This is a genomic window from Rhodococcus koreensis, assembly GCF_900105905.1.
GTDB classification, from domain to species: Bacteria; Actinomycetota; Actinomycetes; order Mycobacteriales; family Mycobacteriaceae; genus Rhodococcus_F; species Rhodococcus_F koreensis.
This window is the reverse complement of sequence record NZ_FNSV01000005.1, coordinates 3,984,134-4,004,755: the sequence shown is the minus strand read 5'-3', so window position 1 is coordinate 4,004,755 and position 20,622 is coordinate 3,984,134. Positions and strand designations below refer to the sequence as shown.

The 20,622-nt window shown below is 66.3% G+C and carries 18 protein-coding genes and 1 pseudogene; 8 read left to right on the top strand and 11 right to left on the bottom strand.

Going from position 1 to position 20,622, the window contains the following annotated elements; genetic code table 11:
* The first annotated feature begins 106 nt into the window (after window positions 1-106).
* Window positions 107-985, top strand: coding sequence for an NAD(P)-dependent oxidoreductase (locus tag BLV94_RS22740; protein WP_072939313.1), 879 nt, complete (start codon window positions 107-109; stop codon window positions 983-985).
* Complete coding sequence (gene proC / locus BLV94_RS22735; RefSeq protein ID WP_255314962.1) at window positions 946-1,914, top strand: pyrroline-5-carboxylate reductase; 969 nt, start codon at window positions 946-948, stop codon at window positions 1,912-1,914. Before BLV94_RS22740 ends, proC begins: the two co-directional genes overlap by 40 nt.
* Before the next feature lie 33 nt (window positions 1,915-1,947).
* Here proC and BLV94_RS22730 read toward each other — a convergent pair whose 3' ends face one another.
* The 8 genes from BLV94_RS22730 to BLV94_RS22695 all read right to left on the bottom strand — a co-directional run bounded on the left by BLV94_RS22730 (window position 1,948) and on the right by BLV94_RS22695 (window position 9,475).
* Entirely contained in the window at window positions 1,948-2,937 is a 990-nt protein-coding gene (locus tag BLV94_RS22730; RefSeq protein ID WP_072939307.1) for a DMT family transporter, read from the bottom strand.
* Entirely contained in the window at window positions 2,924-3,370 is a 447-nt protein-coding gene (locus tag BLV94_RS22725; protein ID WP_072939305.1) for a VOC family protein, read from the bottom strand. Before BLV94_RS22725 ends, BLV94_RS22730 begins: the two co-directional genes overlap by 14 nt.
* 7 nt (window positions 3,371-3,377) lie before the next feature.
* A complete protein-coding gene (locus tag BLV94_RS22720) occupies window positions 3,378-4,181 on the bottom strand; it encodes an NAD(P)H-dependent oxidoreductase (protein WP_072939302.1) in 804 nt (267 codons plus the stop codon).
* A gap of 113 nt (window positions 4,182-4,294) precedes the next feature.
* Window positions 4,295-4,741 carry a VOC family protein gene (locus tag BLV94_RS22715; protein ID WP_072939300.1) on the bottom strand — a complete coding sequence of 149 codons (447 nt, stop codon included), beginning with the start codon at window positions 4,739-4,741 and terminating at the stop codon, window positions 4,295-4,297.
* A 28-nt stretch (window positions 4,742-4,769) separates the two neighbouring features.
* The gene (locus BLV94_RS22710) at window positions 4,770-5,645 is read right to left on the bottom strand and encodes an amidohydrolase family protein (RefSeq protein ID WP_072939298.1); all 876 of its coding nucleotides are present in this window, start codon (window positions 5,643-5,645) and stop codon (window positions 4,770-4,772) included.
* Between the two features lie 29 nt (window positions 5,646-5,674).
* On the bottom strand, window positions 5,675-6,811 hold the full coding sequence (locus BLV94_RS22705; protein ID WP_072939295.1) for an acyl-CoA dehydrogenase family protein: 1,137 nt from the start codon (window positions 6,809-6,811) through the stop codon (window positions 5,675-5,677).
* A gap of 103 nt (window positions 6,812-6,914) precedes the next feature.
* Complete coding sequence (locus BLV94_RS22700; RefSeq protein WP_072939292.1) at window positions 6,915-7,982, bottom strand: isocitrate/isopropylmalate family dehydrogenase; 1,068 nt, start codon at window positions 7,980-7,982, stop codon at window positions 6,915-6,917.
* 38 nt (window positions 7,983-8,020) lie between these two features.
* Window positions 8,021-9,475, bottom strand: coding sequence for an AMP-binding protein (locus BLV94_RS22695; RefSeq protein ID WP_072939289.1), 1,455 nt, complete (start codon window positions 9,473-9,475; stop codon window positions 8,021-8,023).
* 232 nt (window positions 9,476-9,707) lie between these two features.
* On the opposite strand from BLV94_RS22695, the gene BLV94_RS22690 reads away from it, so the two are divergent.
* The 6 genes and pseudogenes from BLV94_RS22690 (at window position 9,708) to BLV94_RS49650 (ending at window position 17,090) form a co-directional block, all read left to right on the top strand.
* The gene (locus BLV94_RS22690) at window positions 9,708-10,436 is read left to right on the top strand and encodes a FadR/GntR family transcriptional regulator (RefSeq protein ID WP_072939286.1); all 729 of its coding nucleotides are present in this window, start codon (window positions 9,708-9,710) and stop codon (window positions 10,434-10,436) included.
* A 117-nt stretch (window positions 10,437-10,553) separates the two neighbouring features.
* Window positions 10,554-12,182, top strand: a complete 1,629-nt coding sequence (pruA, locus tag BLV94_RS22685) for an L-glutamate gamma-semialdehyde dehydrogenase (RefSeq protein ID WP_072939284.1) — start codon at window positions 10,554-10,556, stop codon at window positions 12,180-12,182.
* 25 nt (window positions 12,183-12,207) lie between these two features.
* A complete protein-coding gene (locus BLV94_RS22680; RefSeq protein WP_072939281.1) occupies window positions 12,208-13,359 on the top strand; it encodes an NAD(P)/FAD-dependent oxidoreductase in 1,152 nt (383 codons plus the stop codon).
* Window positions 13,360-13,887: 528 nt separating this feature from the next.
* Window positions 13,888-15,735: an APC family permease gene (locus BLV94_RS22675; protein WP_072939278.1), complete on the top strand. Its 1,848-nt coding sequence runs from the start codon at window positions 13,888-13,890 to the stop codon at window positions 15,733-15,735.
* 64 nt (window positions 15,736-15,799) lie between these two features.
* Window positions 15,800-16,774 (top strand): annotated as a pseudogene (locus BLV94_RS22670) (thiolase family protein); the annotation flags it as partial.
* A 169-nt stretch (window positions 16,775-16,943) separates the two neighbouring features.
* Entirely contained in the window at window positions 16,944-17,090 is a 147-nt protein-coding gene (locus BLV94_RS49650; RefSeq protein WP_167372182.1) for a hypothetical protein, read from the top strand.
* Between the two features lie 92 nt (window positions 17,091-17,182).
* Here the strand turns inward: BLV94_RS49650 and BLV94_RS22660 are convergent, their stop codons facing one another.
* The 3 genes from BLV94_RS22660 to BLV94_RS22650 are packed head-to-tail and all read right to left on the bottom strand — an operon-like array spanning window position 17,183 to window position 20,612.
* Window positions 17,183-18,076: an SDR family NAD(P)-dependent oxidoreductase gene (locus BLV94_RS22660; RefSeq protein ID WP_072939277.1), complete on the bottom strand. Its 894-nt coding sequence runs from the start codon at window positions 18,074-18,076 to the stop codon at window positions 17,183-17,185.
* Between the two features lie 38 nt (window positions 18,077-18,114).
* Complete coding sequence (locus tag BLV94_RS22655) at window positions 18,115-18,900, bottom strand: alpha/beta fold hydrolase (protein WP_143051414.1); 786 nt, start codon at window positions 18,898-18,900, stop codon at window positions 18,115-18,117.
* The gene (locus BLV94_RS22650) at window positions 18,897-20,612 is read right to left on the bottom strand and encodes a PHA/PHB synthase family protein (protein ID WP_083395646.1); all 1,716 of its coding nucleotides are present in this window, start codon (window positions 20,610-20,612) and stop codon (window positions 18,897-18,899) included. Before BLV94_RS22650 ends, BLV94_RS22655 begins: the two co-directional genes overlap by 4 nt.
* Window positions 20,613-20,622 lie beyond the last annotated feature (10 nt).

The following is a 20,622-nucleotide window of genomic DNA, read 5'->3' as shown; positions in this document are numbered from 1 at the left end:
CCGATAAGCATTGTCATGCGCCGGCGAAAGATAAATCGTCTGCCGAATCGGCCACTGATCGTGCCATCCTCGAAGCAACTCAAGTCTAAGGAAAGTAGGACGCGTCGTGAAGGTTGCAATTATCGGGTGTGGGGAAGTTGGGCGTGCGTATGCCCTGGCCGGTGCGGCCGCCGGCTACGAACTCGTGCTCGTGGACCCTCGTCCGTCGGCTGCGACTACCGCAGTCGCCGATCAGACTCGGGCGGCGCTCCATCTCTCGCCGGACGAGGCCGTCGGCGACGTGGACCGGGTATGGATCTGTGTGTCCGGAGACCTGGTGAAGACGATTACTACATCTCTGATCGGAAATCTGCCCCGTCACGCCGTGGTAGTCGATTTGACGACTGCGTCGCCGGACGACAAGCGCGAGTGCTCGGCGACCCTTGCAGCGCACGGCATCGAGTATGTCGATGCCGTGATCATGGGGTCGGTGACGCTGACCGGATCGCGCACCGCGTTGCTGGCTGCGGGCCAGAAGGCCGGAGAAGTACTCGCCGAGTTCGCAGAGTTCGGGGCGCCGGTGCAGACGATGGCCGGCGGCCGGGCGGGTGACGCCGCCGCAATCAAGCTTCTGCGTACGATCCTGACCAAGGGTCTCGAATCACTTGTCGTCGAGTGTTTCATGGCCGCCGAGCAGCAGGGCCTCCGCAGCAATCTCTACGACGTATTGACCGATGTCGACACCATTGGGTTCGTTCCCTTCTTGGAGATGCTGATCACCAGCCATGTTCAGCACGCCGAGCGTCGGATGCACGAGGTGGAGCGGGCCCGCGCCCAACTTGCGGAGATGGGTTGCCCGTCGGTGGTTCTGGCCGGCACCGAGGCGCGCTTCGCTCTGACCTCAGCGGCATTGAAGGACAAGGGCCCTGGACAGCTCGCCGCAGGTGATGTGGCTTCGACCATCGCATGGCTGTTGAACTCGGCTCGGGCATCCGAGACTGTCTGACACGCTCAACCAGTCCGTTAAGCGGACTTCTCTGCGGGCGGTACCCGAGACGCATAGTGCGACAGAGTATGTCGTGGGAAACTTCGTGCGTGAGAGTAACCGTCATTGGTGTCGGCCGGATCGGCGAGGCACTCGTAGCAGGACTGTGTCGAGCGGGGACGTCCGCTGAATCGATCACCGTCATCGGTCGCACTATGGAACGGACATTCGAGGTCGCGCATCGGCACGGGGTACGAGTTGCCGATATGCGAAATCTTCCCAAGGAGTGTGACGTTCTGGTGGTGGCGGTGAAGCCGCAGCAGATCGAGGACGTGTTGCCCGACCTCGGAGTGGCGCTGCACGGATCGACTCGCCGTCCGGTCGTGCTGTCGGTGGTGGCAGGGGTGGCCACCAAGAGAATCGAGCAATTTCTTCCCTCTGTGGTGCCGGTGGTACGCGCGATGCCGAATACCCCGATGACGGTGGGCGCGGCGGTCACTGCGATCGCGCGTGGCGGCGCGGCAACCGAGCGCGATCTGCGGCTGGTCGAGTCCGTGTTGGAGTCTGTCGGTGAGGTACTGCGTGTCCCCGAGGATCAACTCGACGCCGTCACTGCAGTTTCCGGTTCTGGCCCTGCGTACGTGTTCCTCGTGGCGGAGATGATGATCGACGCGGCGATGAAGCTGGGACTGGACCGGGCAACGGCGGACAGGTTGGTGACCGGAACCTTGGCCGGCTCGTCGGCGATGCTCGGTGACGCCGACCCGGTCCAACTGCGGGCGGCTGTGACATCGCCGGCGGGGACAACGGCAGCGGCGTTGGAGGTCTTCGAACAATCCGACATTCGGCAAACGTTCCGAGGAGCATTGACCGCGGCACGTGACCGATCGCTGGAACTGTCCGGCATCGTGCGCCCACCCCTGGCTCCGGCGTCCGCTGACCAGCACTGAGCGGGGTGCCGCCTGCCCGGGGCGGCACCGCCGCTACGAGCGCGTGCGGACCTCGGGATCCGGCACGCTGCGGGCCGAGTCGCCGTGGGGGATCACTTCGGGCTCCTCCCCGCCGACCGGACGTTTCACCCTCCGCGGCGGCATCGCAACCACCCGAATCGCGAGGGTGACCACGACGACACCGACGACCTGGGTGGGGGAGAGGCGCTCGCCGAGGACCACGACGCCCAAGACGACGGCGAGAACCGGTTGGAGCATCAGGAGGCTGGCTCCCACCCCAGGGGTGAGGCGCGGCAGAGACACGCCGACAAGGATCCAGCCGGCGACCTGCCCGACGATCGCGAGTGCGGCGAGCCAGCCCACTGCGGCCCACCCGGGGGACAGGTCGACCGGATCCCAGATGAGGGCGAGCACCGTGCCGGTCGCCCACGCGACGACGGACGAGCAAAATACTTGCGAGGAAGCGCGATTCGGTGGGCACCAGGCACCGATCGCGAAGACGTAGGCTCCGTAACAGATCCCAGCGACCAGGGCCAGCACGGATCCGTACGCGATCGTGTGGAGGTCGGCCGTGGGCTGCGCGATACCAGTGGTGAGGGCCACTCCGGACAGCAGGAACGGGACCGCGACGATGTAGGCCTTCGACGGCCGTTTGCCCGTGATGCACAGCCCCAGCAGGGGAGCGACGACCACCTGGATGTTGACCAGGACGCTGGAGACGCCGGCTCCGACGAGGGCGACCGATTGCGCCCACATCGCCATGTCTACACCCAACAGAACCCCGGCGACCACTTGCACGGTCAGCACCCGTCGAGGCAGCGGGCCGTGCTTGCGGTAGTCGTGCCAGGCGAGAGCCGCGAGAATCGGGACCGCGATGAGGTATCGGACCAGAATCGTCGTGGCGGTCGACACGGAAGCGAGGGCGATGAAGATCCCCGAGCCGGCGAGAGCTGCCGCGCCGAGGCCGAGTTGGAGGGTGGGAGGGAGATGCCGGGTTTGGTCTCGGCGGTTAGCGAGCAGCACGGACTTGCAGGGTGACTCCCGCGCCTGCGGTGTCGGTATCGAAGTAGGTGAAGCCGGCGCCGGTGGGCAACCGGCCCCGCAACTTCGGGGACGGGCCGGCGGCGGTGACTCGGGCTTCGGCCGCGTCGACGTCGGGGACGGAGAATCCGAGGTGGAACACCCCTTCGCCGTGTTCGTCGAGGAACCGGCGTTGCAGCGTGTTGCCCTCGGGCGGGCAGCACAGCTGCAGTTGTACATTTCCGAGTTCGGCGTACCGGTACTCGAGCTTCATGAAGTCGTCGACATCGGGGGCCTGCAGGTCGGGGCGGAACGCCTCGAGCGACGGAAACGGGTGCCAGGGGCCGATCCCGAGGGACTCGTAACAGGCCACGGCCCGGTCCATGTCTGCCACGACGACGCAGACGTGATGCAGGTGCTGGAATTCACTGGTCATGGGGCGATTACCTTTCTGTCGCCATGCGCTGGTCGTACTCGTGTGCGGCCTGCTCGAATGTCTGGCCGGCGCGTGGGTTCCACTGGATGCCGGAGCGGGCCTTGATGCCGGGCTTGAGACGTTGGGTTTCGTCGTAGTCCTCCCAGGGGTGGAAGAACAACGGTTCGGCCTCCTCGATGGCCGTCAGGTGTCGCGCAAATCCGTCCAGGTAGCCCTGCCGCTCGTCGGCGCTGACCCGGCCGGGCATCCAGGCCGCGAACGGCGGCAGTACGGTGAAGCCGGTGTAGGCGAGGATCCCGTTGTGGATGGGCCACAGCACGTGGAGCAGGTCGCCGTCGATGCCGTTCGGCTCGTACAGCGTCGAATCGGTCCCGGTTGTCAGGCAGATCATCGCCTTCTTTCCGAAAAAGTGACCCTTGCCGTACTTGCGGCCGGCCGAGTAGGCGAAGCCTCGGGCGAACACCCGGTCCACCCACCCCTTCAGAATGGCCGGCATCGAGAACCACCACACCGGGAAGTGGAAGAGGATCAGGTCGGCCTGGGCCACCTTGCGCTGTTCCTGCTCGATGTCGAACGCCTGCGTCCGTGTGGCGAAAGCGTGCTCCTGTTCGCGGGAAAGATCCAGGTAGTCGGCGTCGACTCGCTCACCGGTGAAGTCCTGGCTGTCCAGTTCGGCGATCCACTTCATGGCGTAGAGGTCGGAAACGGTCACCTCGTGTCCGAGGTCGGTCAGGGTCCGGACCGCGGTGTCCTTGAGGGCACCGCAGAACGAGCGGCGCTCGGGGTGCGCGAAGACCACGAGAATGTTCATCGGTTGTCTCTCTCGATAGGAAAAGGTGGTCGATGGTCTGACCAACGGTCTCATGTTGGTCGTGGTGAGGTCAAGCGAACCGGCCCGGCGCTTGGGGCGGCCGGGCCGGTTCGTCAGGAGTTCGGACTCTGCCGGATCTCGAGGGTCACTCCGGCCGACGGCGGTGTCTGCAGGTAGGTGAATCCGGTCGAGTCGGGGCGGCGCCCGTACATCCACGGTTCGAGTCCGACGGCGCGAGCGGCCTGGGCTCCTGCGTCGACGTCGTCGACGACGAAGCCGATGTGGAAGACTCCGCCGCCGGTGCGGTCGAGGAATTGTCGCTGCGGGGAGTTGCCGGGTCCGGGTTCACACAGTTGCAGCTGGAGTCCCGGGGCGTCGGTGTACTTGTAGGTCAGGTCCAGGAAGGCATCCAGGTCCGGCACGTCGAGGTCGGTGAATGCGCTGAGCGGCGGGAAATCCTGCCATCCGCCGATGCCGACCTTCTCGTAGAACGCGATCGCAGCGTCGATGTCGGGCACGACGATGCAGACGTGGTGCACCGCGTCGAACGGTGGAGTCATGATGGCGTCCCTTTCAGGTGAGCGGTGCTCAGGGGTGGATGAATCCGTACAGCCGGTGGGCGTTGGTGGTGAGGATCGCCTCGCGGGTCGCGGGGTCCGGTGCCCAGTCAGGGAGCAGATCCAGAAGGGTGCCGACGTTGGGCATCTGTCCCCAGAACCCGACGTGCGGCCAGTCCGAACCCCACACACAGCGGTCGGGTGCGGCCTCGATCAGGCTCTGCGCGAACGGAATCGTGTCGGAATAGTCCGCCGTTCGCGCCATCCGGAAGGCCCCGGACAGCTTGGCCCACGCGCCGTCTGCCATCAGTTTCAGAAACTGTGTCCATTCGGGTGCGTCGACACCGGCGGCGACGTCGAAGTCGCCCATGTGATCGACCACGTAGGGCACGGTCAGCGTGCGCAGGTTTGCAGCTGCGGCGGCGAGATGCCTTGTGTTGGTGAGGAACTGCAGGTGCCAGCCCATCTCCGCGCAAATGGCGTCGTACCGGGCGAGCTGGTCGAGGCCGATGCCGCCGCCCGACAGGGTGTTGAGCCGCAACCCCACGACACCCGAGTCCTGCAAATGGGCGAGCGTGCGATCGTCGACGTCGGGCGCGACCACGGCGACCGCACGCAGCCGGTTACGGGCCCCCTCGACGGCTTCGAGCATTACCGTGTTGTCTGTGCCGTGCACGCTGATCTGCACCAGCACCCCGTAGGTAGTTCCCACGGCGTCGAGCATCGACAGGTACTGCCCGGCGGATGCCGGTGGCGGGGTGTAGCTGCGCTCGGGGACGAAGGAGTGCCCCACGACGTGCGCGTGGGTATCCACCGCGCCTGCGGGCAGGGCGAACCGTCGCGGCGCGTGCGGGGCTGGGTCCGGCGCCGGGCACACCTGGTCGACTTTGTCCGTTCCGAAATCCATGGGTGTCTATCCTCGCTCTCGGCGTTCGGTCAGCGGGCCGACTTGATCAGGGTCTTGGCGATGGTGTTCTTCAGGACCTCGGACGATCCTCCGGCCACCTCGTAGGCCTTGGCGTCGCGGAAGTAGCGTCCGAACGGTGAGGTTTCCTGGGTACCGGTCGCCCCGCAGACCTGCACGGCCATACTCGCGACCTTCGTGGCCAGTTCGGCGGCAAGCAATTTCGCCGCGGACGAGGACCGCTGGTAGTCCCCGCCGGAGTCGAGGTCGCGGGCGGCCTGGTAGGTGACGAGTCGAGCGGCATCGATCTCCGCGGCGGCCTGAGCGAAATACCATTGGATGCCCTGGAAGTCGATCACGTTGCCGTCGAACGCGGGCCGGGTGCGCACGTACGCGAACGCGTCGTCGAACGCAGCGCGGGCGATGCCCAGTGAAATGCCCGCAGCGAGGGTGCGGCTGTTCGACAAGGTGACCAGGGCCTGCCGCAGCCCATTGCCTTCCACACCGATCAGGGCGTCCCCGGGGATCTCGACGTCGTCGAGGACGAGGTTGACGTGCGGGCCGTTGCGCAGCCCGAAGGTCTGCGCTTCCCGGGTCTGCCGGGTACTGACACCGGGGGCGTCGCGATCGACCGCGAACGTGGAGACCCCGACCGGGGTCTCGGCCAGCACGACGAAGAACTCGGCACGCGACCCGGACGTGATGAATGCCTTCTCCCCGGTCAGCACCCACCCGTCGCGTTCGTTGCCGCGGGCTTTGGTGTCGAGGGTGCGGATGTCGCTGCCGTGCCCGCGCTCGGTCAGCGCGTAGGAGGCGCGCAGGCCGTGCGCATACCGCGGCAGGACCCGTTCCTTGAGGCTGTCGCGGCCGTAGAGTTCGATGATCTTGCTGCTCTGCAGGATCGTGATCAGCGAGACTCCCAGGCTCGCCGACCCGGCTCCGAGTTCCTCGAAGACCCCGAGGGCGTTCTCCATCGACTCGCCCTGGCCGCCGTACTGGGTCGGCAGGGTCATCGCGTTCCAGCCCAGCTTCGCTGTCTGCTCGACCAGGTCCACCGGATACACATCCTGGTGGTCGATCTCGTCGGCGACGGGTTTGACCACGTCGTCGCTGAATTGGCGTGCGGGGGCGGCGATCTTCTCGTCGACCAGGTATCTCCAGAAACTCATGGTTCGGCCTTTGCTCGTGATCTCGGTATCGGTGATGAGTCAGGGTTGATGTCGGATGGGTGGCCGGGACGGTTCATCGGGATGACTCCCGCACCCCGAACCCTCAGGCAGGCTGGAGGGCGTGTAGTTCGTCGAGAATCCGCGCGTTGTAGCCATCCATGTCGACGAGTTCCTGCTCGGGTGTGGCGAGGTCGTAGGTGCGCACACCCGACCGGTGGGCCACCTCGAGCGCCGAGCGGATCCTGGTTGCCCGGCCCAGGAGCCGCAGGTCGGGGCACCAGTCGAGCAGTGCTGCCAGCGCGAGCCAGGCGCCCGTCGGGTTGGAGCGGCGGGTGCCGGTCCGGTGTGGTGAGGATCCGTGTGCCGGTTCGAACAGTGCGGTGATGCCCGACCCGAAGTTCCGGTCGGGGTTGATCGTGGCGGATCCGCACAGAGCGGGGGAGCCGGCCCGGGCGCAGACGATATCGGAGAGAATGTCGCCGAAAATGCCCTCCGTGGCGATCACAGCGGGCAGCTGCGGATAACTGACCAGTTCGTAGGCTGCGCGATCGACGTTGACGTGATCGAACGCAACCCCGGTCCGGTCGGCGACCTGTTCGGCAGTGGCACGCCACAGCCGTGAGGTCGCGAAGACGCTGGCCTTGTCGACACTGATGTACCGGCGTCCGGGAGCATCTACGGTGAACCCGGCCGCCATCTCCAATACCTCGCTCACACGAGCGGGCAGGAGCCGGAGCTGGTCGACTGCGGCGCTGACACCGTCGCTCTCCTCGCGCTGGCTGGGATCGGCGTACGCGCCGCCGGTGATGTTGCGGACGATGGTGACATCCTCGCTCAGCTGTGGAACCCACACCGTGCGGACACTGACCCGCAGGTCGAACAGGTTGCGGAGGGAAATCAGCGCCGCCTCCGGATTGGGGCACTCCTCGGCGGTGACCCCGGGATGCGTTCCGACCGCCCCGCTGAGCACGACATCGGCACTGCGGCACGCCTCGATGGTCTCCTCGGGAAGGATCGAACCGGTCGCGTGCCAACCGGCGGTGCCGTAGGGCAACGGCCCGGTCAGCGTGAGCGGAGCTCCGGCGGCGGCGAGCCGGCGGAGAAACTCGAGCGGCCCGTCGAGGATCTCACTGCCGATCCCGTCGCCGGGCAGAACTGCGATGACAGTCATGGGGTGCGTCCTTTCGCGGAGGGGAGGATCGTGGGCCGTCAGGACATCGCGGTCCAGGACAGGACCTGCTGCTCGTGCAGAAGCCGACGCTGAACCTTGCCGGCGGCGGCGTCGCGGGGAATCGTCGCCACACGCGCAATGTGCGCGGGACGCATGAACACCGGCAAATCGGCGACGGCGTCGCGGATGGACTCGAGCGGCACGCTGTCGGCGACCACGTAGAGGACGACGTCGTCGTCGACCAGCTCACCGGGCTTCTTCCACAATGCGAGGTCGGTGAGAGCGTCGATCGTGCCGAGTCGTTCCTCGACGTACGGGATGGGCACGAACTCGCCCTTGACACGGATGCTTTCGGCCGCCCGCTCGAGGAACACCAGGCCACCCTGGTCGTCGCGTCGGCCGAGGTCGCCGGTGGCGAACCAGCCGTCCTCGTCGCGGCTCGGGTCGACGGCGCCGTCCCGGAAGTACCCGGCGAACAGGGTGTTCGGCGCGCTCTCGCGTACGTAGATCTGACCGTCGTCGTCGAGATGGTCCTCGACGTCGGCTCGGGTCTGTCCGCCGAATCGACTGGCGTTGGAGGGGATCTCGGATTCATCGGTGAGTGACCAGCGGTGCAGGTGGCTCACTCCGGCTGCCTCGGTGGAGCCGTATCCAGATACGGCGACGGGAATGCCGAAGCGGGACATGAATTCCCGGTCGGCGTAGAACATGGTGCGGACCCTGTGTTCACCGGAGTCGGCGGTCGTCGTGGCGCGCTTGAGGATTTCCACGGGCGGTGCGTGCAGCGCCAGCGCGGTCACCCCGTGCTCGCGGACAGCCGGCCAGAAGCCGCTGGCCGAGAACTTCCGGACTGTCAGGGCGTCGGCGCCGGCGCACAGGGCGCCGATGATGCCGTATCCCATCGGATTGATGTGGAACAGTGGCAGCGGAGCGAGCATCCGGTCGCCTGCCTGCAGGTCGAGGGCTTCGGCCATCGCCGAACCCAACCTCAGGAAGTACTCGTGGGTCTGGGCGCAGAACTTCGGCAGCCCGGTGGTTCCGGAGGTGTGCATGAAGGAGGCGAGGTCCGACGGTGCAGCGTCGAGGCCGGGGCTGGACTGCGGGTCGACCGGTGCCCACTCCCGAGCCGTCGACAGTGGGAAGGTGCGCATCGTCGCGGGGAGAGTGTCGAGGTCGGTGAACACGGCGGCCGGATCCAGGCGCTCGAGCATCTGCGCGAGCAGTTCCGGCGGATACGTGGGGTTCACCAGGGCCACCGGGGTGCCCGAGAGCAGACACGCCATCCACACCAGCATGTACTCGGTGGAGTTGTTCGCGACGATGGCCAATCGCTGATCACGCCGAATGCCCAGTTCCTGCAGTTCCTGCGCACCTGCGGCGGCGATGCGGACCGCGTCGGACAGGAGGATCTGGTCGTCGACGGTGCCCACCCGGAGATCGGGTCGATCCGATGACCGTTGCAGAAAGAGTTGGGCGAGGTTCGTGGTGCTCATGTCGTCTCTTCCGGGCTGGAGGGCAGGGCGTCGTCACACCGCGAACGGGCTGGCCGCGGGCGGTGGAAGGTCGCTCCCTGGAGCTGGTTGCACAGTCGATGGTCGCCGACGGATTCAGATAAGAGAACGGCCCTCAGCTAGCGTCAGCGGTAAGCGAAACTTATGTCTCGTGTCGGTCGACATGCCCCGTTGGGGCTGATGACCTCGGGCGCCGCTGTGATACACATACGCCATGTCCACAGCCTCTCCCTTCGGCGCCGACTTCGAGTCGCTGCTCTCACCCGCGGTCCGCACGACGTCAGTGGACGACGTGGTCGCCAAGCTTCGCGAGATTCTGCTGACCGGCGGGGTGGCCCCGGGGGAGAAGCTTCCGAGCGAACGGGAGTTGGCCCGGTTGCTGCAGGTCAGCCGGACCACGGTCCGTGAGTCTCTGCGCACACTCGAGGCGCATGGGCTGATCACCATACGTCTCGGTGGCAGCGGTGGCGCATTCTTCAACCCCCCGGACCCGGGCCTGATGGGCTCGGCGTTGGCGATGCTCCTCGCGTTCGAGTCCGTGTCCGAGGAGGACCTCACCGACTACCGCATCGACTTCGAGCAGGAAAACGCCGAGCTGGCGGCCCGGCGGGCCACGGACGACGAGATGGCGGGACTGCAGAAGATCCTCGACGAGGTGCGCGAACTGGGCTCCTCCGGCTCGACCGACTGGGACCGGGTGCGCGCCCTGGATCTGACCGTCCACGAACTGCTGCCGAGACTTTCCCACAATGCCGTCCGCGTGGCGATCTCGGCGGGCATCCACGACGCGCTCGCCCGTAGCTTCGCTCAGGTCGAGCCGAGCGCGTCGAGCCCGGAGCTGCTGCGGGACGAAGTGATCGAGCTGCTCACCAAGGTCATTGCGCGTGACGGGGACGGCGCCCGCGTGGCGATGGCAGGGCATCTGCGGCGCTGGCGTTCGTAACGCCGTTAACAAACTTGGTGGCCGCCGTAACAAACCGTTAACTGCTGTGCATTGACTCACTCGTACCACTATGGGACCGTTGGTCAGACCATCGACCACCCCCTCTGGAGACGATTGATGAATATTTCCGCCGGCCGTACCGGCCTCTTTCCCATCGGCCCCACCGATCCCTACGCCTTCGCTACCGGCTCGACCGAGCGCGCGGAGATCGCCGCCGCGCTCGACGAGATCCGCAACACCGACTTCCAGGTCGCGAGCAACATCGCCGGCAAGGAGGTCCGCACCGGCCGCACCATGGCCATCCAGGCGCCGCACAACCACTCGCAGAAGCTCGGTGAGCTCGACCTGGCCGGCCCGTCCGAGACCCAGGCCGCGATCGACGCCTCGCTCGATGCGGCCCGGTGGTGGGGCACCCTGCCCTGGGAGGAGCGGGTCGCTCCCTTCCTCAAGGCAGCCGACATGCTCGAGCACGGCCCGTGGCGGGCCAAGCTCAACGCCGCGACGATGCTCGAACTGTCCAAGACCACCTACCAGGCCGACATCGACGCCGCCTGCGAGACAGTCGATTTCATCCGCGCGAATGTCAAGAACATGCTCGACATGTACGAGACGCAGCCCGGCTCGCAGGCAGGTGCGTGGAACCGAATCGAGTACCGGCCGCTGGAGGGCTTCGTCTTCGCGGTCACCCCGTTCAACTTCACGTGCATGAACAACCTCGCGTTCGGGCCCGCAGTGCTGGGCAACACCGTGGTGTGGAAGCCGGCCGAGAGCGCCTCGCTCGTCGCCCACCTGTCTCTGCAGTTGCTGCGTGAAGCCGGTCTGCCGGACGGTGTCATCAATGTCGTCTACGGCACCGGCGGCGACGTGGGCCCCACCGCCCTCGGCAACGAACACCTCGCCGCCGTCCACTTCACCGGTTCCACCGGGACCTTCCAGCACATGTGGCAGGAGGTCGGCAAGAACGTCGGAACGTACCGCAACTACCCGCGCGTCGTCGGCGAGACCGGTGGTAAGGACTTCATCCTGGCCCACCCGAGCGCAGATCTCGAGGCGTTGGCTGTCGCCTGTATCCGCGGCGCCTACGAGTTCCAGGGCCAGAAGTGCTCGGCTGCCTCCCGGCTCTACGTGCCGCGCAGTCTGTGGCCGCGCCTGAAGGATCGGCTCGTCGCGCTGACCGAACAGATCAAGGTCGGCGACCCCACCGACCCCGAGGTCTACGTCGGCGCCGTCATCAACAGCCGCCAGCACGCCAAGCACACCGAGATCCTCGCGCGGGCTCGTGCCGAGAAGGCCGTGGTCGTCGGCGGCAACACCGACGACAGCATCGGCTGGTTCGTCGACCCGACAATTCTCGAGGTCACCGATCCGCACTCACCGCTGATCACGGAGGAGATCTTCGCCCCGGTTCTGACGACCTACGTGTACGAGGACTCCGACTGGAACGACGTGCTGCGTCTGGTCGACACCTCGACGCCGTACGGCCTCACCGGCGCCGTGTTCGCCGAGGATCGTCGCGCGGTCGAAGAAGCCGACGCCGCCCTGCGATACACGGCAGGCAACTTCTACATCAACGACAAGCCCACCGGCTCGGTCGTCGGCCAGCAGCCGTTCGGCGGTGCGCGCGCGTCGGGCACCAACGACAAGGCCGGCACGGTGTGGAACCTGATTCGTTTCGCCAGCCCGCGGACCACGAAGGAAAACCACCTGAGGGTGACGGACTACCGCTACCCCCACCTCGAGAAGTAACGTCCGATCCACGACAGGAAACGTCATGACCAATCCAACCGTGTACGACGTCGTGGTCGTCGGAGCCGGCATCATCGGTGCCAGCTGTGCACACCACCTGGCCCAGCAGGGGCATAAGGTCGCCGTTCTCGAGGCGAAGGCCGGTGCCGCCGAGGGCAGCACCGGGCTGTCGTTCGCCTCGGTCCGTGCGCAGTGGGCCGACGGCCTCAACACCGAGCTGTCCTGGCGCAGCATCCGCTTCTATCGCGACTTCCAGGACCGGCACGGCATCGACATCGGGTACCAGCCCAACGGGTACCTGTTCCTTGTGCCGGAAGCGAACTGGGAACGTCAGCTCCACGCTGTCGAGCTCCAACGCGCCCACGGTGTCCCGGTCGAGGTCCTCGACGTCGACCGGGCCCAGAAGATCACCCCCTTCGACCCGGCCGGAATCGGCGGGGCCACCTGGGGGACGGCCGATGGGCAGATCGACCCACACAGTGCGACGAACGCCTTCCTCGCGCTCGCTCGCGGCAAGGGCGCCGACGTCTTCTTCAAGGCACCGGTGGACGCGATCGACAAGGCCGGCGAGCTGTGGACCGTCTCGGCGGGCGACCGCGCGGTTACGGCCCGCCATGTGATCAACGCAGCGGGCGGTTGGGCGGGCGAAGTCGCGGGTCTCGCAGGGCTCGACGTGCCCGTGGTGCATTCCCGCCGCAACGTCTACGCCACCGCCGAGGGCGCCCTCGATTCGTACGTGCCGATGACGGTGGACCTGGCGACGGGTGTGTACATGCGCAGCGAAGGTAGGCGACTGCTCTTCGCCGGCGCCAAGCCCACCGAGGTCGACGGATACAACACCGCGATCGACTGGCCCTGGATGGAGGAGTTGCTGGCGCTGGCCGCCGACCGCTTCCCCTGGCTGGTGGAGCTGCCACTCGATCGCCGTGCCTGCTGGGCGGGCACCTACGAGAACACCCCCGATCACGACGGCATCGTCGGCGCCGACCCACGAGAACCACAGTGGATCAACGCATGTGGCTTCTCCGGGCACGGCCTGATCCAGGCGCCGGAGATCGGTCGACTCGTCACCGAGCAGGTCACCACCGGGGCCATTACCAGCATCGACCTGTCCGAGCTGTCCCTGACCCGATTCCAGACCGGTGCCATCGAGAATTCGGTGTCGCTGGTCTTCTGACCGGCGTAGGGGTACGGCTCCCGCCCGAACCCTCCAGGTCACCGGCCAGGCCTCAGTCCTGCCGACGGCCGCATCGAGAATCGGACACGGCGAATGGTGCGGGCAACAATGCACCACGCCATCGCCGCGCCCAACCCCGAAAAGCCAGGGGGAGGCGGCAAGTTCAATGACGCACTCGCTGCCTTCCTCTGGCCGGGGAGTAATCTCCCCGCTCCAGGTTGCCCGTCCTCGACGTGGCAAGACTCCCAGATCCCCTTCTGTCCGCGCCCTTTCGGCCCGGCAGAGTTGCAGGGCGAGAACACTTCCGACTCCGGAGGTAAGCGAATGCACTCGCTGCCATCACTCAGGATGAACGCTCTCAGGTGACTGTGTTCTCCGTCACCAACGCCCTGTAATCTTCGATCTGTCCTCCTCCGGCGCCTTGGATTTCGAATCCGAACCGGATGCAGGGCACCCCCGCCCTCCCTCCCCTCAGCGCTCATGTGCCGAAGAAACTGCCGGCGCCGCTGATCACGAAACAGGAAACTCATGGCACTTTCATCCGCACCATCGGGTGGCATCGCCGCCCCGGGAGCGTCGTCGGAGAAATTGACGCGCTCGATGTCCCTGACCAACCTGATCTTCCTCGGTGTGAGTGCGCAGATCGGCTCCGGGTGGTTGTTCGCCGTTCTGTCCGCCGCAGGGGCCGCAGGACCGGCCGCAGTCTTGTCCTGGGTACTCGCAGCTCTACTTTTCGGTGTCATCGCGATGCCCTGGATGGAACTGGGCGCCATGCTCCCCCGCTCGGGCGGACCGGTCCGGTACCCGAGTCTGTCGCACGGCATGATGACCGGCTGGCTGGTCGGCGGCGCGTACTGGATCGCCACCGTCGCGGTCACGACCCTCGAGGCCCAGGCAGTGCTGACCTATGTCAGCAGCAACTGGCCTGAACTCGGGTTAATGCACGAGGTCGACGGGCTCGAGATCCTGACCTGGCCGAGGGGCATCCTCGCCGGTGTCGCCATCCTCGCCGTCTTCACCGTCCTCAACATCTTCGGCATCAAAATGCTCAGTGAAGCGAACCGTTGGATCACGCTGTGGAAGATCGCGATCCCGACGCTGACCTTCATCCTGCTGTTCACCGCGTTCCGCAGCTCCAACTTCACCGAGACCGGATTCTTCGCCATGGGCTTCGACGGCGTCCTCCACGCCATCCCCGCCACCGGTATCGCCTTCGCCTACCTCGGCTTCCGCCAGGTCCTCGACTTCGGCGGCGAATGCAAGAACCCGCAACGCAACATCCCCATCGCCATCGCCGCATCCATCCTCATCCCGATGGTCGTCTACGTGCTGCTCCAGGTTGCGTTCATCGGAGCACTGGACTGGGCCGCCGCCGGCCTGGCACCGGGCCAATGGGGATCGCTGCTGTCGAGTGACTGGGCATCGGCACCACTGTTCCAGGCCCTGATCGCCGCCGGGTTCGGCGGATTCGGCACACTGCTCCTGATCGACGCGATCGTCTCCCCTGCCGCAACCGGGTGGGTGTTCCTCGGTAGTGCCACCCGGTCGACCTACGCACTGTCCGAGCACGACATGGCACCGTCGCTGCTGCAGCGACTGAACCGATTCGCCGTGCCGTGGATGTCGCTGCTCGTCTCCTTCGCCGTGTCCTGCCTGTTCCTGCTCCCGCTGCCGAGCTGGTACCGCCTCGTCTCCATCGTGTCGGTGGCACTGCTGCTGAGCTACCTCGTCGGCAGCTCCAGCATGATGGTTCTCCGCCGCACCGCCCCGGACCTGCCGCGTCCCTTCCGCCTCCGAAATGCCGGATTCTGGGCGCCCGCCAGCTTCGTGGCAACCCTGATCCTGGTGTACGTCGCCGGCTTCTCGACCGTCCTCAACCTGGCCATCGTGGTCTTCGCGGGTACCCCGGCATACGTCGCATACATCGCCGTACGACAGGGTTGGATCACCCGCGCTCGCGCGTACAGCTGGTCCGCAGTATTCCTCGCGGCGTGGGGCTTCGTGAGCTGGCAGGGTGGATGGTTCATGACGGTCAGCGGCGGCCAGCGAGAAGGCGCCTGGGATACCCCCGCCTATCTGGTGGCCTGCACGGCAGTGCTCGCCGTCGGCGGGATCGTCCTCTACCTGATGAGTAACACCGTTGGCCGCGTGCATGTTTCCCGGTCGACCTGGTTCGTCACGTTGCTGGTGGCCGTGCTCTTCCTGTCCTTCTACGGAAGCTACGGGCCGCTCGACCACCCCGCCTTCGGTGAAGGCTGGGACCTGATCCCGGTGACGGTCGCAGGCCTCGCAGGCTACTACTGGTCGGTTGCCTCCGGCTTCCAGACCGACGAAGTGCGGGAAAATCACCTCGAAGACGACGTCGTCCCGGTGTGATTCCTCGAAGGGGGCGGCGCCGACCGGTGCCGCCCCCTTCGACGTTGATACAGGCCCCGCCGACCGCCGCGTCGCGCTGGCCGCCGGACTTCCGGAGAAGACGCCGGCGTATACCGTCAACCGGTTGTGCGGGTCCGGTCTGCAGGCGGTGTGGTCGGCGGCGCAGCAGATGCGGTGGGGTGGGGTGAACTTCGCCCTCGCCGGCGGCGACGAGAGCATGTCGCGGATGCCGTTCTACGACTTCTCGGCGCGCTCCGGGTACAAGCTCGGCGACCGGACACTGGTGGACGGCACGGTCGCGATTCTGACCGACCCGTTCGGTGGGGTGCATATGGGCCGCACTGCCGAGGCCGTGGCCCGCACGTACGACGTCAGCCGGGAGCAGCAGGACGAGTTCGCCGTCGAATCCCAGCGCCGCGCCGCCACCGACGCCGCGCGGGCGGCGTTCGCGGAGGAGATCACCCCGGTGCAGATCGGGGGCCGGCGTCCCCAGACGGTCGAGGTCGACGAGCATCCCAAGCCCGACACCACCCTCGAAACCCTGGCGAAGTTGCGGCCGGCGTTCGAGGAGGGCGGGTCGGTGACCGCGGGGAATGCGTCGGGGATCAACGACGGCGCCGCGGCGCTGGTGCTGGCCACCGAGTCCGCCGCGCGGGAGAGGGGCCTGACCGGGCTGGTGACGTTGGAGGCGGTCGCGACGGCGGCGATGGACCCGGCGTTGATGGGGTACGCCCCGGTGCTGGCGTTGCAGAATTTGTTCGAGCAGACCGGGACCACCCCCGGTGATATCGATGTGATCGAGTTGAACGAGGCGTTCGCGTCGCAGGCGGTCGCGGTGATCCGGGACGCGAAGCTGAACCCGGAGAAGACCAACCCGTACGGTGGGGCGATCGCGTTGGGTCACCCGGTCGGGGCGACCGGGGCGATCCTGAGCCTGCGCCTGGCGAAGGATCTGGTGCGCCGCGACCTCGAACTCGGCATCGTCACCATGTGCATCGGCGGCGGCCAGGCCCTCGCCGCACTCTTCCGAAGGATCTGACATGAGAAATGTTCAACGACCGGCAACGACTCGACGGCCGATCAACCATCTCGGCCGTCGTCGAGGTATCGCTACCGTCTGCCGCGAGGAGAGCGCCCTCGTCGAGTTCGCTTTGACGTGGCTACCTTTCGGCACTATCGCGAACGAACACCTTTGGGTCGAGTTCGGGATGACCCCCAGTCGGTATGTGGATCGTCTCGCCGAGGCGCTCGAGGGGCCGGTCCGGCGCACGCTCCATCCGGAAACCCTCCAGGAGCTCAAACGCTTCGTCTCGCATCAGATGATCGAGCGCCGCCGGAGGAACCATCAGGACTGACAGGCAGATTCGAACTCGACGGGTTTCGCCGGCGGGAGTCGAGCACGGAAGCACGTGCGGGCAGCGACGTGGTCGCTGCCCGCACCCGCTTGTCAGCTGAGCGCGCGGGCGATGATCGCCGTGGCCATGTCCAATGACGTGGGCTCGTGATATGTGCTCTGGTCCTCGATTTGGGAGAGCTGGTCACGGACCGCTTCCGCCGTCAGCTCCTCCAGAATTGCCCCCGAGGTTTCTCCGACGAAGATCTTTGCAACCCGGCCGCCGGCGACCGAGTACACGGCCCCGGAGACGGGGCAGTCCTCGTGTGCGAGGAACGCAACCACCGGGCTGACGCCTTCCGGCGTCACGTGTGCTGTCAGATCGCCCAGCAGCCCCGCTGTCATGCGGGTCGCGGCAATCGGCGCGATTGCGTTCGCGACGATTCCGTAGGCCGCCCCTTCCAGCGCGAGAACGCGGGTAAGGCCTGCGATCCCCGCCTTCGCGGCGCCGTAGTTCGCCTGCCCGAAATTGCCGAACAGGCCGGAGGCCGAGCTGGTGTTGACGATGCGGCCGTAGCCCGCCTCCCGCATGGCACGGAAGGCGGGTTGAGTGACAAACAGTGTTCCCTTGAGGTGAACGTCGATGACGGCGTCGATCATCGCGCCATCCATCTTGTGAAAGGCCTTGTCCCGCAGAATACCTGCATTGTTGACCAGAACGTCCAGTCGGCCGAACTCATCGAGTGCCGTCTGGACGATCGCGCGACCGCCCTCTTCCGTGGCGACGCTGTCACGGTTGGCGACAGCCGTACCGCCGAACGCGGTGATCTCGTCGACGACGGCCTGCGCCGCGTCCGTCGACTGTCCGTCACCATGTAGCGAGCCACCCAGGTCATTGACCACCACCCGCGCGCCCCGGCGCGCGAGTTCGAGGGCGTGCGATCGGCCCAGACCGTTGCCGGCTCCGGTCACGATGGCTACGCGTTCGTCGAAATGTAGCGAGGACAACTGAACTCCTTCGGTAGTTTCCGTACAATCTGTGGGGCTCACCAACACGGGCTGAGGCCGGCGTCGTCATCTACCGCCATGTCCTCGGGGACGGGCCCATCGAGAAATCGCAACACCCGCATGGCGACTGGGTTCGCGACATCCGGGCGTTGCAGGTCGTGTCCCGCCGGAACGACGGATATCACCGCGTTCGGTATCCGCGTGGCAAGCAGGTGACTGTTCGTCGGCGGCACGATCCGGTCGTACTCACCGCCCACCACCAGCGTCGGCGCCGAGATCGATCCGAGCAGGGGGATACTGGACCAGTTCGCTACTGCCGCGACCTGCCAGAGCGCACCGACCGTACGTGCCAGCCCCCAGTGACGAGGATTGCGCTGATCGATAGTAGTGGCCCACAGCTTTTTTCCGGAACCTGGTGTTGCCCCACGACCGCAGGAGGTGGACAGCAAGGCCAGTCTGCGGACTCGTTCGGGTGAGCTGAAGGCGAACTGCTGGGCGATCGCGCCGCCGTGCGAGAAGCCGACGACATCGGCCCGTGCGACGCCCACCGCGTCGAGCACGTCGGCGACGACGTCCGACAGTGCCTGCATCGACAACGGCAGCTTCGGAGTTTTCGACGCGCCGACGCCGGGGGCGTCGAACGATACGATCATCCGCTCGCCCAGCACAGGGGTGAAGGCCGACCAGCTCGCCATCGGTCGCGCAAGACCGTTGAGCAGGACCACCGGGTTTCCGGATCCGCTCACGTGCACCGCAACCTGCTGGCCGTGCCGAGTCGCCACCTCGAATGTGGCGGAGGTCGGCTCCGTGTTCGCCACTGTCACGCCTCCTCCTGCACGTAGACGCCGGGCGCGTCGTCGAGCGGCGGATACGTCGCGTTGCCGAGCGCCGGTGGCGCCGGCTGTTTCGCGCCGGCTCGGTCGGCGAGCCACGTCGCCCAGTCCAGCCACCACGTGCCGTCCCGCAGCTCGGCGGCGGCCTTCCACTCGTGGGGATCGCCGCTGTGTGCCTCATTGACCCAGTGCTTGGCCTTCGGGCTCGGTGGGTTGACGATTCCGGCGATGTGCCCGGACGTGCTCAGAACGAACCGGCTGTCCCCGCCGAGCAGGTGGGTGGTCTTGTAGCTCGACGTCCACGGCACGACATGGTCGTCGACCGCCGCCACGATGTAGCTGTCGATGTCCACTCGCGAGGGATCGAGGAGCTCCCCGTTGATCTCGAACTCGCCCCGCGAGAACTCGTTACGCAGGTAGCACGAGCGCAGGTACTCCCCGTGCATGCGTGCGGGCATGCGGGTGGAATCGGCATTCCAGGCGAGTAGGTCGAACGCGGGAGGCTTGTTGCCGAGCAACCAGTTGTTGATCACGTACTGGAAGATCAGGTCGTTGGCGCGCAGGGTGCTGAAGGTGCGTGCCATTTGCGACGAATCGAGATACCCCTTCCGGGCCATCTGCGTCTCCAACGCCGCGATCGTGTTCTCATCGGTGAACGCGCCGAGCACTCCCGGCTCGGTGAAGTCGGTGTGAGTATTGATGAAGGTCGCGGATCCGATGGACGGATCGTCCTGAGCTGCGTTGTATGCCAGACCCAGCGCGGTGAGGGTGCCACCCAGGCAGATGGATACGGTGTTGACCGTCTCCGAGCCGGTGATCTCGCGGACGACTCGGACCGCGTCGAGCGGGCCGTCGAAGAGATAGTCGCGGAACCCGAGGCCACTCATCGATGCATCCGGGTTGCGGTAGCTGATGGCGAAACAGGTGTGGCCGTGCTGAACCGCCCATTCGATCAGGCGCTTTCCCGGTGCCAGGTCCATGATGTAGAACTTGTTGATCCACGGCGGGCAGAACAGCAGTGGGGTCGCGTACACATCGGGGGTTTGCGGCGTGTACTGGATGAGCTCGATCAGATCGCTGCGGTAAACAACGGATCCGGGTGTGGCGCCGAGATCGACGCCCACCGCGAATTGTGACCGATCGACCTGCGACGGCCACCCTCCGTTGTGTCGGAGATCGTGCAGAAAGTTCCGAAGACCACGCACGAGACTGAGCCCACCGGTGTCGAAAGCCTTGCGGATCGCTGCCGGGTTGCCGGGGAGGGTGTTGGTGGGGCTGAGGGCGTCCAGAATGAACCGGGCGGCAAACCGTGCTTTGACCGCGGTGTCCTCATTCAGTTCGGCGCCGTCGATGAGCTCGTTGACCAGGTGTTCGAGAAGCAGGTACTGCTGTGCCAGGTAAAAGTACGCGGCGTTCTCCCGATACGCATTGTCGGAGAACCGCTTGTCACCGGGCTTGGGCACTATCGGTCCCGGATTGTCTCGGCCGATCGCCCGTCCGGCGGCAGTGCGCAGCGCACTGCCGGAGCCGAGTAGGAGCCGACAATGCGCGGCAGCGGTTCCACTGGGGTGCTTCAGCGCGCCGATGCCTGCTGCTCCGAGTGAGCGCAGGAACGCTGCAGGGTCGACATCGGAGGTGGTGATTCTCAGCGCCCCGAGATCACGCGGCGGTGTCCACGATGGGATGGCTTTCAGGATCGACACGGACGTATTC

What these genes read in the sequence shown, in the direction of transcription:
- proC (WP_255314962.1), top strand. Translation starts at nt 946, where the DNA reads ATGGCTGTTGAACTCGGCTCGGGCATCCGAGACTGTCTGACACGCTCA.
- BLV94_RS22725 (WP_072939305.1), bottom strand. Translation starts at nt 3,370, where the DNA reads ATGACCAGTGAATTCCAGCACCTGCATCACGTCTGCGTCGTCGTGGCA.
- BLV94_RS22720 (WP_072939302.1), bottom strand. Translation starts at nt 4,181, where the DNA reads ATGAACATTCTCGTGGTCTTCGCGCACCCCGAGCGCCGCTCGTTCTGC.
- BLV94_RS22715 (WP_072939300.1), bottom strand. Translation starts at nt 4,741, where the DNA reads ATGACTCCACCGTTCGACGCGGTGCACCACGTCTGCATCGTCGTGCCC.
- BLV94_RS22710 (WP_072939298.1), bottom strand. Translation starts at nt 5,645, where the DNA reads ATGGATTTCGGAACGGACAAAGTCGACCAGGTGTGCCCGGCGCCGGAC.
- BLV94_RS22705 (WP_072939295.1), bottom strand. Translation starts at nt 6,811, where the DNA reads ATGAGTTTCTGGAGATACCTGGTCGACGAGAAGATCGCCGCCCCCGCA.
- BLV94_RS22700 (WP_072939292.1), bottom strand. Translation starts at nt 7,982, where the DNA reads ATGACTGTCATCGCAGTTCTGCCCGGCGACGGGATCGGCAGTGAGATC.
- BLV94_RS22695 (WP_072939289.1), bottom strand. Translation starts at nt 9,475, where the DNA reads ATGAGCACCACGAACCTCGCCCAACTCTTTCTGCAACGGTCATCGGAT.
- BLV94_RS22690 (WP_072939286.1), top strand. Translation starts at nt 9,708, where the DNA reads ATGTCCACAGCCTCTCCCTTCGGCGCCGACTTCGAGTCGCTGCTCTCA.
- pruA (WP_072939284.1), top strand. Translation starts at nt 10,554, where the DNA reads ATGAATATTTCCGCCGGCCGTACCGGCCTCTTTCCCATCGGCCCCACC.
- BLV94_RS22680 (WP_072939281.1), top strand. Translation starts at nt 12,208, where the DNA reads ATGACCAATCCAACCGTGTACGACGTCGTGGTCGTCGGAGCCGGCATC.
- BLV94_RS22675 (WP_072939278.1), top strand. Translation starts at nt 13,888, where the DNA reads ATGGCACTTTCATCCGCACCATCGGGTGGCATCGCCGCCCCGGGAGCG.
- BLV94_RS49650 (WP_167372182.1), top strand. Translation starts at nt 16,944, where the DNA reads ATGACCCCCAGTCGGTATGTGGATCGTCTCGCCGAGGCGCTCGAGGGG.